The following is a 13,857-nucleotide window of genomic DNA, read 5'->3' as shown; positions in this document are numbered from 1 at the left end:
TATATTCACCAGTCTGTACACATATCTGCGTGCAAAGCCGCTACCATGGCGGAATACAGAGCCTCTATAATTTAATAATATAGATAATACTAATACTAATGTTTAATGAAATTTAGAGTGATAAGATTATTTTGATAAAGTTTAATTTCTATCATAAAAACAAATTTACATGAGACATTCGATATCAAGCATAATTACTTATTTTTTAACTACACCAAACCCTTCATCATATAGCCACTGTATCTCATTTTTATCATTATATAGACTTAGTGAAATTTGACAGCCTTGTTCAATATCAATATCATAAAATTCGCATTGTTCCACCATTTGACTAGGCGACAAATACAGCCACGCTTGTGGCTTAGCGGGTTGTAAAATAGGTTTGGTAAAATCACCGCTATAATCTTGCCATTCTTGTTGTTGCTTTTTAAAACTTGGATTAAACGTATTAACGTATTTTTCGATAACCAGTTCATTATCCGTAATCGATTCTGCATTCATTCGATACAGGGCTTGATACTGTCTATCTCGTAACGGGGTGAATTTTTGATACAGTTGCTCGGTCATTAGACTACTTTCAACTGCTGTATTTGAAAAAAGCTCATCGCCTTCATCATAAAAATATCGCTCACAAAACCCTTGTATCTCGCTATCATCAAATTGGGCAAATAGACAGTTATCTTTATCAAAACGCAGTCTAGCATCTATTATGAGTTGATTATTTTGCCAGGGTAACAACTTTGCCAAATCATGGGTTGGGTAAACATTGGCATTGTTATAACCTTCATAACCTGGGTATTTAAAGGCAATGATTATTTTTTCTTTAGATTTCTTTTGTTGCATGTATTTGCAATGCCGATAGTTAAATTGGGGGATGATAATATTTGGCTCATGAATCGTTTCTCGGCGGTGACGATTAACTCGCCCTGCGGTCTGTACAATAGACTGAACGCTTGATGCGTCAATAACTGCCCAGTCAAAGTCATGGTCACGCCCCACTTCTTCGACAGGCGTGGCAATCACGACAAAGGGTACATCGTTTTGTTGGCTGTGGTTCATAAGTTCGATAATTTCGCTATCTTGCTCGATGGTTTCATTGCCTGTTTTACGTTTTTTGCCATCTTTATGACGACTTAGTAAAGTGTCTAAGCGTTGTTCTTTATAAAAACGATTGATTCGCCAATCATTGGCATGATAGCAAGCGATATGGGCGTGTTGCCAATGATTGGCAAAATAATGAGCAAGGCTAATAGCATGGTGAATATTTGCTACCCGAATCAAGCCAAAGGATAGGCATTTTTCCCCATTTTGCCATTGCCAAGCGTGTCTATCATGCAAGATTTGGGCAGATTCAAGTACCGCTTGTTGCCAATCGCTAATCGTTGCCTTTGGCATGGGTTTGAGTTCGGCTAGGCGAAAACTCGTCTTTTTGGCTAAAGCAAGCTGTAATTCATTGAGGTGTGTTTGGTAAATATCTTTAAAGTTTTTATCGTCAGCTTGGGTGTCGTTATCTTGCGTTAGCGTTTGTTGCCAAATTTTGGGCGGGTTTTTGCTATCAATTTCATTATCGACAATGGCAATATTAAATGCTTGTTTGTCATTGTTTAGCAAGGCTTGTCGCATGGCAATGCCTGATTCAAAGGCACGATGCACGCTAATCGCCAAGGTTTTGGACAAAGTTGCCGATGAGCAAATCACGTGGCGACCGTACATGGCGGAAAGTTGCACCAGTCGCAATACCGCCATCAAGGCTTGCGGGTCGTAGCCGTCAATTTCATCGAGTATCAAATCACTACTCATAAGCCGTAGCAAGGCTTTGACATGATGCCCTTGTTTGTGTGGCTCGCCCGCTGCTATCAGATAATCAATGGTTGAAACGAGCAAAGGCGATGCCAATAACGTTTTGCCATCATTGTCACTTATAACGCCCTTTTTGGTGGTTTTCTCAAACAATGGGTTAAGCCACGCAGGGATATCATAATCTTCTCCTTTGGCATCAAATATCGGCTCTGGGGGATTTTCATCTTCGTCAATTCCTTGGTTATTTTTGGCTTTTTCAAATAGTTCTTGGGTAATATTGTCGCCGATGACGACGGCTAATTCATCATCGGATAGATTCATGGATTTTTTGAGAGCGTCACCTGTCTGTAAAGTCAAAGAACGCAAATTTAACGCAATACAAATACGTGGGTCATTGGGTCGCAAGGTACAAGCGGTGCGTAGATTCATTCGAGTCTTACCGCTCCCTGTACCTGCGATATTAAAAACAAGCGTAGGTACATCGGGGTGTTCATCGGCGAATTTTTGTAAGGCATTGCCAGCAACATTTTGCCACTTAAAATAAGCGTTTTGGGTGGGTGTTTTGATATATTCGACTGTTTGCTCGCACAGTCCAGACAGATTTAAGTCCGTCATCATTTTGCAGGCGATAACACTGGCTCGCTCGCCCACGCTACGTAAATGCCATTCTAGCGGTTGGTTATGTTGTTTTTTGCCATCGATAAAGCAGGTATTGGCAAAAATTTGGGTAGGATTGGGTGCGCTGGGTGGATTGATATCCAAATAGTTTAATGCGGAAATGGTGTGGTCAGCGTGAATCAAGGCGTTACGAGCGTGTAAACAGAGGGCTTTATAATAAGTTAGACTGGCATTGGTGGGCAATAATTTGGCAAGTCGTGCCATGCGTTTTTGATAGCTGTCAAAAATACTTTGTGGTAACTCGCCTGCACAAGTGAGTTGTTCGGTACGGGGTAATTCTTGACGAACGTGTTTAGAATGGTTTGGCGTAGCTTTAAAGATATTTTTCATTCCTTCAGCAACACCTAATAAACCATGATGCGTTATTATTAGATAATCAACTGCTTCAATAGTAGTTGAAACCCCTTTTTTAACCTTAGTTAAGTCGCCTAGCGTAAAAGTATTACGGTTTTTATCTTTGGCAACTTGTTGCCAAGCGTCTTGCCAATCAAAGTTATTATGCCGTAGTTGTTGCAATAGCTTGACGGATAGCCATTCATGGCGGATATCATCAGCGATGATTTTATTTGCTTGATTAGGTGACAGTTTGTTTTGAAAATGTTGCGATGCTTTGCCAATATCATGCATATCGCCTGCCGCCCCTGCCAATAGGCTTGCTGCTCTGGCCCAGTCGTCGAGTTGTCGCTTGGTATAAGGCTTACCAGTTGAAGCGACAGGGTATGCCCCTTCGCTATTAAAACGATGCTTTGCGCCCACGACCCAAGCCAGCTTCATGCGTCGCATACCGTAATTGATGTAAGCGGCGACAGCGGTTTGGCGAGTGATGCCTTTTTGTTTTAGGGCTTTGCGGACTTCGGTTAGACCTTCCATGGTCATGGGGGCTTGCCATGTGCTTTGTCCTGTGCGGATGGCGTAGCTGTCGAGTACGGCTCGGGTTTTTTTCAGGGCTTTTTTTTCGCAAGCAGAGATAAAAATGACGTGCATTTCATTTTTTCCAAATTAATTTTTCTGTTTTTATAAGCTTATCATTTTCACTTAATATAAAACTAAATTCTATAATGAATATTAACAATACGACATCGTGTGTCTTTTATCTACTTTTGCCTGCTTTTTATTTGGGCAATACTATGCTAAAACTATAGAATTAAATAAAAAAGGAGAAATGAATGTCAGATGCTTCCACCATCCCTATCGACCAATATCGGCAAACTCTTGCTGAATCGGTGAATTTTAGTAATAAAACGATTAATTCCAATATCGAAAAAGGCGGTATTCGCTTGGCAAAATCGCAAGCGTTGGATTTACCCTATATCAGTGCGAGAACATTATTGGCTGACGATATTACCATTCCCACCGATTACCAAGCCAATGCAGGTAAGACCGCTACGATTTTTAAAGCCATCAAATCAGCGATGTTAGATGAAGATTTATCAGAGCAAGATGATGATTTTAAAACTGTGGTAAATACGATTCAGCCTGATATTGTCAGCTTGTTTGACACGCCTTATCAAGCGGGACTTGAGCATATTAACATTCGGATGCGTCAGTTATTATTGCCAAAAGGTGACGATTACCTTTCAATTAGTCCCATTAGCTCAGCAGGGGTGAATCATTGGTTAAATGATGAAGTTGATGATATCAAAGAAGCTCGTAAAATCGACAATGATTTACACAGTATTACCACCGCTGTATTTGGTATTGGTGGGGCAAATCCGCAAAATGTGGGTAGCCTAGTACGAGCCATGCAACGCCCAATTTATCTAACTGCCCCAACTGCTAATGATACGATACGTCAAGCCTTTAGCCTGTATTACAAAGGCTTAGACTACTATATCCCCAATAAATTGCCGAAAGACAAACTTGTTCAGCCCGCATTACTTGCTTGGGCAGATTTGGTGAATCAAGGTATTGCTACTACAGAACAAGATTTAAATAACCAAGACTGGAAAAACAAAGGCATTGAAGCCACTAGTACCAATATGGATAGCCGTGAAGCCGAGCAACAATTTTTGACCCATATCTTACGCATCGTCTTGGCTCAAGGGCGAGAAGCTAAAAATAGCCTCGAACAAGTGGCTGATAGATTGCCCAATATCACCAAAATAAGCAATGAACCGTATGACGAAAATCCAGGGGAAATGGTGAGTAAAGAACGGGTTGCTTTAACACCATTACAGCACCCAAGCGTCGATTTAGCCATCCAAGGACTGATTGACCCAAAGCTACGAGATGAAGGCTGGATGACGGCGTTTGCCGAGCATTTGGCAAAAAATATCGTCCGTCAATCCTACGAAGTCGAAGGACAAAGTAACCCTGTTACCTTTGTACTCGAAGATAGCACCATACCATTTTTGGCTCGCCGAATTCGTGGCTTGCTCTACAGTCATAAGGAGTTAGCATCATGAGTTTTTTAGCGGTCATTCCGCATATTCAAGTGCAAGGGGCAAATCTGCAGACCAGCGGGATTTTGCTCGGTGGCGTACCTTTGATGGCATCCACTATGTTCGCTCATGCGTTGGCTCGCAAATTGGGCGTGAAGGACACAGGCGTGATTTATATTCACCATGACAGGCAAGATTTGGGTGGCTTTGCCTATGGACGCTTTACCCCTGCCCAACGCCGTGGCTCTGCGTTTATCAATAAAAACGATTATTCATCAAAAAATCCCAATGCCTTATCATTACAACCAACGGCAAGCTGTCATTTGCATCTTAGTTTGGTGATACGATTTGATTGTGTTATTGATTCAGACGTGTTAATTGAATTATTAAACAATCAACGATTTGCAGGCGGTCAAATTATTGAAATTGGTAAAGTTAAAATTTTTGAAGAAAAAGATTTATCAAAAATTTTTTCCAAAAATATTAAGACAGGCTTTGTGGTGCTAGACCGTCACGATGTGTTATTAGCGTACCAACAATCGCAAAATCTCAATCGTTTGCAAGCCTTTACACGGCTATTGGCACTTACCAAGGACGGCTTAAATCATGCCTTTGGTGAATATCATGGCTTAAGTTTTTTGTCAGCGACGAATCTAGGCTATGCGTTGCTTGAAGAACCAAAAACGGATAGAACGGGTGTGCGACAAGCCTATACGCTTGATAACGATGTGATAGAAACGCCCCACGCCTATGCCGAGCCATTGATTGGCTTGGTGCAATATGTGTCGATTCGGCAGTTACTCAATTTTGCCAAAGTCCAACCGTCTGACGATGTGGACTTATCTGAAGAAGAGCAAGAACCGTACCAACCGCAAAACCCGATTGCCGAGCCGTTACGTCAATTATCTGACAACCCACAAGAGTTATTTTGGCAGTACCAATGGCAAACCCATAATGGTGGCGATGTGTTTTTATTGCGACAATCTATTTAACCTTACTTTTGAAACTAAACTTTTACCTAACCAATGTTAAACAACAAACAGGAGTTCTATTATGGCAACTTTCAAAAAATTACCCGCAAGCCTAGCCCTACAACGTGGTACTGTTATCAGCGACGGGGCATTTTTTCATCTGATAGATGGCAAAACTGAATCATTAAAAGTCATGTATCATGGCATTCGTGGTACACAAAATGTAGCAGGCAATAAAAGCAAAGGGTCAGCATCGGGCGAATCAGTCGCTCGTGAAGTCAGTAATATTCAACAAACCGAATCTGCCAAATTATTACCCAATGCCAAATTATTGGTGACGTGGGATTTTCGTTTGATTGACTTGGATGATATTTTGTTTGCCAGTGCGACTAAAGCAGGGGCAGATAAAAGCGATGAACAAGCATTTCGCAAGGCATTTCAAGCGTTTGTGGCTCGTGCCAAAGACAGCGATGGGCTAAAAACGGTGGTCGGTCGTTATGTGCGTAATGTTGTGAACGGTCGCTGGTTATGGCGTAATCGCTTGGTGGCAGAAAGCATTGTAATTACGGTAACACCCAGTCAAAATTCGGAAAAATCTTATACCTTTAAGGCGTTAGACTACAATTTAAACAGTTTTGACAATTCTAGTGCGGATGAGCAGGCATTAGCCGAGATTTTATTAACAGGGGCAAAAGGCGACGCAACCAATGCAGGGCTACATATCGAAGCGGTAGTTGATTTTGGCATGGGTGGTGTGGAAGTATTCCCTTCACAAAATTATCTAGAAGATAAACCCAAAGGCTTTTCTCGTTCGCTGTATCAACTTAACCCTGTTCGCCCGCAACGTGGGGCAGACAACAACCAATTTTTGGGGCAAGCGGCATTACGTGACCAAAAAATCGGTAATGCGATTCGTACCATTGATACGTGGTATCCCAATGCCGAAGAATACAACCATAAACCGATTGCGGTAGAGCCAAATGGGGCAAATCTTGAGCATCAATTTTTTTATCGTGTGGGTAAAGAAAAAATGTCAGCGTTTGATATTTTAAAAGAGATTGATGACTTAGACCCCAACAGCGAAAAAGGGATGTTTTTGATTGCCTGTCTGATTCGTGGTGGCGTATATTCTGAGGGAGATTAAGATGTCATTTGAGTTTTATGTGGATGTACGTGTGATTGAATCGGCAGATACGGTCGATTTATCACTACCGACCATTCGCAATCAGATTTATGCGGTATTGCATGGCACGTTTCGAGCGTTGGCATTGGTGGATAAATCACCATATGCCATAGCATTGGTCCCTTCCCCAAAGCTTAAAGCAAAGCAAGCGGATTTCGAAAAAAAATATGGCAAGTCGCCCCGTTTTGATTTTGATATTTTTCGGGTATTTTCGGATAGTAGCGAGGCATTACAGCGATTGGTAGATAGTATTAGCCAACATTGGAAAGTGCGGGATTATAGTGTGGTCGGTACGCCAACGCCTGTACCAACAGCCAAAATCACAGGCTGGCAAAGTTATCGTCGTTTTCGCATTCCTACGGCAAAAATGGAACGTACTCAACTGTCTGACAATAATGTGCCATTACGAGAACGTCGTCTAGCCACTGCCAAAGACTTGCCGTATCTTAAAGTTGCCAGTAAAAGCACAGGACAAGTTTTTACCTTAACCATCGATATTGTACCGATGGAAAATGCAGGTGACGGCGTGCCAGATGGCTATGGTTTGGCTCGTGCCAGTCAGCCGTTTGCTTTGCCGATATTCTAATTTAAAAAAGCAGTAGGCTTTTATGCTTACTGCTTTTTCATTTATCAAAGAGAAAAACATGAGCCAAACTCATAATAGTCATTTACGTAAGCAACGTAGCCGTCCGCTGATGTTGTCCAAGCGGGCGTGTGTGTTTTATCTTGAGCGAGTTCGAGTCATTTTAAAAGATGACCGTATCGTGTATCTGACCGAAAGTATGCAACCGATTGAACATTTTTATAATATTCCTGAAAAAAATACCGCTTTTTTATTACTGGGTAAAGGTAGTTCGATTACCGATGCCGCCGCTAGACGTTTGGCAGAATCAAATGTAATGGTCGGTTTTTGTGGTTCAGGCGGTTCACCATTATTTAGTGCATTAGATTTGACCTTTCTAGCCCCACAAAGTGAGTATCGTCCTACCGAATATATGCAAATTTGGATGAAAGCATGGCTTGATGATACGACACGGCTGTTGATGGCAAAGGTGCTATTACAAGAACGTATTGAAATTGTCAAAAAATACTGGCAAAAAAATCCACTACTGACATCATATGGTATTCGCCTAGATGAATCGGCGGTAGTTAATTTTTCACAAGCGATAGAATCGGCAATGAACCAAGAGCAGTTATTGACTGCCGAAGGTCGCTGGGCAAAGGTATTATATAAAAGCTTGGCGGAAGGCTGTGGCTTTAAATTTACCCGCGAGGAAGGCAAAAATGCCAATGATGATATCGCCGATATCGCCAATAGCTACCTTGACCACGGGAATTATATCGCTTATGGCTATGCGGCAGTTGCATTACATGGGTTAGGTATTAGCTTTGCTCTACCGATGCTACATGGTAAAACCCGCCGTGGTGGTTTGGTGTTTGATGTAGCAGATTTGGTCAAAGATGCGATGGTGATGCCACAAGCATTTATTTCGGCAAAACTGGGGCATAATCAAAAAGAGTTTCGGATGCAACTTATCGAGATTTGCCAAGACCAAGATGTGTTAGATTATATGTTTGGCTTCGTTGTAGACACTTGCCAAAAAATTAAATAAAATCAGCTGCTTATAAAAAGCACTTTAAAACGAAGTGTCTTGACTGAATTAAAACGTATATAATTGATATCTGGGGATTTTGTCAGAAAATTCTCCAGTTCGCCATCGCATAGATGGTTTAGAAAATAAAAAAAGTGGGTTAAACTGCTTCTGAATTGTTCGCCATCGCATAGATGGTTTAGAAACAAGCTATAGCCAGACAGTGAACTATAGCCCAGTTCGCCATCGCATAGATGGTTTAGAAAAAGGAGAGTTGGGGAACATAGTTGTGACATACGTTCGCCATCGCATAGATGGTTTAGAAATCACAGGCTTTATCTTCTGGCTTAGATAAATCGTTCGCCATCGCATAGATGGTTTAGAAAAGTCAGCTTGCTATCACTACATGACCGATAACGTTCGCCATCGCATAGATGGTTTAGAAATTAGCCAAAAAATGGCTCAAATTTAAGTGAGAGTTCGCCATCGCATAGATGGTTTAGAAAGACCAAATTGTTGATAAAGACAAGTTTAATCAGTTCGCCATCGCATAGATGGTTTAGAAATACCGTTACAACGATTTGCACGATTTACATAAGTTCGCCATCGCATAGATGGTTTAGAAAAAGCAAAAAACCTTGAGATTTGCGGCTTTGGTGTTCGCCATCGCATAGATGGTTTAGAAATATACAGCCAATCTCACTATAATTTAATGGTAGTTCGCCATCGCATAGATGGTTTAGAAAATTATCATCATGATAATCTAAAGTGATAAAACGTTCGCCATCGCATAGATGGTTTAGAAACGAAGCGCAGCATATATGGGCGATTGATAGTCGTTCGCCATCGCATAGATGGTTTAGAAATAACAGGAACCGTGAGCATCTATCATTATGATGTTCGCCATCGCATAGATGGTTTAGAAAAATTGCAAAACCAATCAAAACACCGCCGGCGAGTTCGCCATCGCATAGATGGTTTAGAAACAAAACCTTCTTTTGTACTGCTCAATTCTGTTGTTCGCCATCGCATAGATGGTTTAGAAACACAGCGCGGTGAGAAATCACCCGCCACCAGCGTTCGCCATCGCATAGATGGTTTAGAAATTGCGTGCCAAAGCGCGTGCCGAGCTTGCAAGGTTCGCCATCGCATAGATGGTTTAGAAAGCGGGCTCAAGATATACATCACTACCCTTACCGTTCGCCATCGCATAGATGGTTTAGAAAACAAACCCTGCTGAGAACAACATGCTGCGAATGTTCGCCATCGCATAGATGGTTTAGAAAATTCCCAAGCGCCCTTGTTGTGTTTGGCGGTAGTTCGCCATCGCATAGATGGTTTAGAAAAAGGGTATGCGCCAAGAATCCGAGCCATTAAAGTTCGCCATCGCATAGATGGTTTAGAAATACGGCGGCTGCGCCTTTCACACCTGCCCCAAGTTCGCCATCGCATAGATGGTTTAGAAAGCTATGCCATCAATGCCATGCAGATTTTGACCGTTCGCCATCGCATAGATGGTTTAGAAAAGTATGGGCAAAGAGAAGTTATCCGTTGGTCAGTTCGCCATCGCATAGATGGTTTAGAAAAACACGCCTGCGATTTTATTGGTGTTTTTACCGTTCGCCATCGCATAGATGGTTTAGAAATTGATTTTTACTAGGGCATGGGTAGGTTGTATGTTCGCCATCGCATAGATGGTTTAGAAAAACAAGCCAAGTCACAGCTATCACAAATTCAGGTTCGCCATCGCATAGATGGTTTAGAAAGGGTATGACGTGCCAGGCGCGCAGTTGCTTTGGTTCGCCATCGCATAGATGGTTTAGAAAACAGGAGTCAAGATGGGCAGTCCATCGTCTTGGTTCGCCATCGCATAGATGGTTTAGAAAATAAAACGACTGGTTAGCTCGATGGGTAACCGGTTCGCCATCGCATAGATGGTTTAGAAAACGCACGTGGGACTTGGAAGACCCAGACACCGGTTCGCCATCGCATAGATGGTTTAGAAATTGCCTTGGTAACGCTTGGCGACCAAGGTTTGGTTCGCCATCGCATAGATGGTTTAGAAAAACTGGTCATCACGGCTGGCGATTTTAATATTGTTCGCCATCGCATAGATGGTTTAGAAAATGCTGTCTTGATGGGTGCGTAGTAGCCCGTCGTTCGCCATCGCATAGATGGTTTAGAAACACGTCGACAGGGACGACACACACAATCTCGTGTTCGCCATCGCATAGATGGTTTAGAAACCGAAGGGTATTGTATTCTCCGCCCTCTCGACGTTCGCCATCGCATAGATGGTTTAGAAAAAAGGTATCGCGATATGCTGCAATCTCAGTTTGTTCGCCATCGCATAGATGGTTTAGAAAATAGTCGGCGCTGGCGGCGCATCACTGACTGTGTTCGCCATCGCATAGATGGTTTAGAAATTTGGACATTCTTATCAATCCCAGCCCGTTTTGTTCGCCATCGCATAGATGGTTTAGAAAAGCAGGAAGCTGATGAGAGACACCAAAGCCCAGTTCGCCATCGCATAGATGGTTTAGAAATGTGGAATTGAGACGAGTAATGTTTTGCCATTGTTCGCCATCGCATAGATGGTTTAGAAATTACAATGACGGCAAAAAAACACACTGCTTTAGTTCGCCATCGCATAGATGGTTTAGAAAGATTTCAGGCGGTTGCCGTTGGGTGTAGCGACGTTCGCCATCGCATAGATGGTTTAGAAAAAGATAAAAGGCAGCTACACCCAAGAATCTTTGTTCGCCATCGCATAGATGGTTTAGAAACAGAAAGTTGCCAACATTCAGATGGATAACCTGTTCGCCATCGCATAGATGGTTTAGAAAAATCAAAATCAGGGTCAACTATTTTCAATCGTGTTCGCCATCGCATAGATGGTTTAGAAAAGCCGCCATCATAAAGAGCGTTTGCGCCTTTTGTTCGCCATCGCATAGATGGTTTAGAAAATCGCTTCGGCAATACGAAAATCACCGGTCAGGTTCGCCATCGCATAGATGGTTTAGAAATGCAGGATTTCAATGAAGTCTGAATACTCAGGGTTCGCCATCGCATAGATGGTTTAGAAATTGGCCATCAAGTCTTTGCCTTGCAGCGTGTTGTTCGCCATCGCATAGATGGTTTAGAAAATCAAAACGTTTGCAACTTCTGCAATAACACTGTTCGCCATCGCATAGATGGTTTAGAAATGGCACACCGCCCACGATTACGGATTTGAAGAGTTCGCCATCGCATAGATGGTTTAGAAAATTGTGACTGTGACTTGCTCACCGTTCCAGTAGTTCGCCATCGCATAGATGGTTTAGAAATGTCACAAATTTATCGAATGTGATGTTAAACAGTTCGCCATCGCATAGATGGTTTAGAAAAACTAACCGCGCTCGCTCAGCGTGTAGATATTGTTCGCCATCGCATAGATGGTTTAGAAAAAAAAGTATGCGCCCAAGACCGTTGAAAAGATGTTCGCCATCGCATAGATGGTTTAGAAATCTGCGGATTGTCGTCTAACTCACGCCCCTGTGTTCGCCATCGCATAGATGGTTTAGAAAGCGTCCAAAAAGTAAATTTGACCCCACAGGTCGTTCGCCATCGCATAGATGGTTTAGAAAAACATTAGAAGGATACTGTGGTACATATGGATGTTCGCCATCGCATAGATGGTTTAGAAACGTTGGCAAGCTGTAAGCATTTAACCGTTCGGGTTCGCCATCGCATAGATGGTTTAGAAAGCTTCGCCTGCTGCTTCTTGCATACCGTTTTTGTTCGCCATCGCATAGATGGTTTAGAAATGCAAATGGCGCAGCAATCACCATGTTAAACAGTTCGCCATCGCATAGATGGTTTAGAAAACAGACGCACAGGGCAACATCGTTAGCATTGGGTTCGCCATCGCATAGATGGTTTAGAAATTGTAAATCTGAAACCGCAAAACGGCTTCGTAGTTCGCCATCGCATAGATGGTTTAGAAATACCAAATACAAAACCCCACAGCCATAGCGGCGTTCGCCATCGCATAGATGGTTTAGAAAGCAAAACTGGTCTATGCCTTAGGTAAATCACCGTTCGCCATCGCATAGATGGTTTAGAAAACTGTCCCCAACGGGTTAATAAGAGTTTAACGGTTCGCCATCGCATAGATGGTTTAGAAAACATTGTAGTTAAAGACACTGTGGACGAAATCGTTCGCCATCGCATAGATGGTTTAGAAATTATCCGCAAAATGGATGTCATGATTGCTGATGTTCGCCATCGCATAGATGGTTTAGAAAGACAAACAGCAGTGCCCAATCCGCGCCAAGCTGTTCGCCATCGCATAGATGGTTTAGAAAGCTTAGCAAGTTAATCGGCGATAAACAGACAAGTTCGCCATCGCATAGATGGTTTAGAAAACGGATAAAACTCCTTTTATTTTGTCAACAAAGTTCGCCATCGCATAGATGGTTTAGAAACCTTTCGGTTGCATTTTCGGTTTTAATCACGCGTTCGCCATCGCATAGATGGTTTAGAAATACAATGAAATTAAAGAAAAATTTGGTGAAGAGTTCGCCATCGCATAGATGGTTTAGAAAAATAGCCGATAACTTTCTAGCTGGTTTAAGCTGTTCGCCATCGCATAGATGGTTTAGAAATAACAAAACGCGCAAATCCACTGGTGTTAGCAGTTCGCCATCGCATAGATGGTTTAGAAAAAGATAACAGGATTGGTATTCATAGCGGTTTTGTTCGCCATCGCATAGATGGTTTAGAAAGTTGAAAAGATGGAAAATTACATAAAGGAAATGTTCGCCATCGCATAGATGGTTTAGAAAAATCAAAACAGCACCAGCGATGCCCCACATTAGTTCGCCATCGCATAGATGGTTTAGAAACTGCCTGTTCTTGGCGGTAGCGGTTTAAATCGGTTCGCCATCGCATAGATGGTTTAGAAACAATAATGTGCCAACGCCAACCGGTACAAATATGTTCGCCATCGCATAGATGGTTTAGAAACCCAAAAAAAATAGCCCAGCAGAACACACCGAGTTCGCCATCGCATAGATGGTTTAGAAATTTTGCCTATGCCGCCAGTGCAGGCGGTTGGGGTTCGCCATCGCATAGATGGTTTAGAAAACTTGTATTCTTCAGTGACAAAGCCGATTAAAGTTCGCCATCGCATAGATGGTTTAGAAACACAAGCGGGTGCGATGGTTGACCCTTCTGAAGTTCGCCATCGCATAGATGGTTTAGAAACAAAC

General features: G+C 42.4%; 6 protein-coding genes and 1 CRISPR repeat array (1 of these 7 only partly in view). Of the genes, 5 read left to right on the top strand and 1 reads right to left on the bottom strand.

Annotated elements, in window-relative coordinates; all coding sequences use genetic code 11:
• Window positions 1-198 precede the first annotated feature (198 nt).
• A complete protein-coding gene (gene cas3f, locus ACH0AB_RS08105) occupies window positions 199-3,462 on the bottom strand; it encodes a type I-F CRISPR-associated helicase Cas3f (protein ID WP_406877854.1) in 3,264 nt (1,087 codons plus the stop codon).
• Window positions 3,463-3,644: 182 nt separating this feature from the next.
• On the opposite strand from cas3f, the gene ACH0AB_RS08100 reads away from it, so the two are divergent.
• From ACH0AB_RS08100 to cas1f, 5 genes are all read left to right on the top strand, one after another.
• The gene (locus ACH0AB_RS08100; protein ID WP_406877853.1) at window positions 3,645-4,883 is read left to right on the top strand and encodes a hypothetical protein; all 1,239 of its coding nucleotides are present in this window, start codon (window positions 3,645-3,647) and stop codon (window positions 4,881-4,883) included.
• The gene (gene csy2, locus ACH0AB_RS08095) at window positions 4,880-5,851 is read left to right on the top strand and encodes a type I-F CRISPR-associated protein Csy2 (protein WP_406877852.1); all 972 of its coding nucleotides are present in this window, start codon (window positions 4,880-4,882) and stop codon (window positions 5,849-5,851) included. The genes ACH0AB_RS08100 and csy2 overlap by 4 nt, the downstream gene beginning before the upstream one ends.
• A gap of 61 nt (window positions 5,852-5,912) precedes the next feature.
• The gene (csy3, locus tag ACH0AB_RS08090) at window positions 5,913-6,974 is read left to right on the top strand and encodes a type I-F CRISPR-associated protein Csy3 (RefSeq protein ID WP_406877851.1); all 1,062 of its coding nucleotides are present in this window, start codon (window positions 5,913-5,915) and stop codon (window positions 6,972-6,974) included.
• 1 nt (window position 6,975) lies between these two features.
• Window positions 6,976-7,599 carry a type I-F CRISPR-associated endoribonuclease Cas6/Csy4 gene (locus ACH0AB_RS08085; protein ID WP_099808514.1) on the top strand — a complete coding sequence of 208 codons (624 nt, stop codon included), beginning with the start codon at window positions 6,976-6,978 and terminating at the stop codon, window positions 7,597-7,599.
• 58 nt (window positions 7,600-7,657) lie between these two features.
• Window positions 7,658-8,626: a type I-F CRISPR-associated endonuclease Cas1f gene (gene cas1f, locus ACH0AB_RS08080; RefSeq protein WP_050324603.1), complete on the top strand. Its 969-nt coding sequence runs from the start codon at window positions 7,658-7,660 to the stop codon at window positions 8,624-8,626.
• Window positions 8,627-8,723: 97 nt separating this feature from the next.
• Window positions 8,724-13,857: direct repeats of the CRISPR family, unit length 28 nt; unit sequence GTTCGCCATCGCATAGATGGTTTAGAAA; it runs 4,138 nt beyond the window's last position.

It is taken from the genome of Moraxella sp. 179-F 1C4 NHS (assembly GCF_045370505.1).
In the GTDB taxonomy this organism is placed as follows: Bacteria; Pseudomonadota; Gammaproteobacteria; order Pseudomonadales; family Moraxellaceae; genus Faucicola; species Faucicola tetraodonis.
The sequence above is the reverse complement of the archived record's forward strand: the minus strand, read 5'-3'. Positions and strand labels throughout refer to the sequence as shown.

Excerpts from the sequence above, each read along its gene's own strand:
- cas3f (WP_406877854.1), bottom strand. The coding sequence starts at position 3,462 with ATGCACGTCATTTTTATCTCTGCTTGCGAAAAAAAAGCCCTGAAAAAA.
- ACH0AB_RS08100 (WP_406877853.1), top strand. The coding sequence starts at position 3,645 with ATGTCAGATGCTTCCACCATCCCTATCGACCAATATCGGCAAACTCTT.
- csy2 (WP_406877852.1), top strand. The coding sequence starts at position 4,880 with ATGAGTTTTTTAGCGGTCATTCCGCATATTCAAGTGCAAGGGGCAAAT.
- csy3 (WP_406877851.1), top strand. The coding sequence starts at position 5,913 with ATGGCAACTTTCAAAAAATTACCCGCAAGCCTAGCCCTACAACGTGGT.
- ACH0AB_RS08085 (WP_099808514.1), top strand. The coding sequence starts at position 6,976 with ATGTCATTTGAGTTTTATGTGGATGTACGTGTGATTGAATCGGCAGAT.
- cas1f (WP_050324603.1), top strand. The coding sequence starts at position 7,658 with ATGAGCCAAACTCATAATAGTCATTTACGTAAGCAACGTAGCCGTCCG.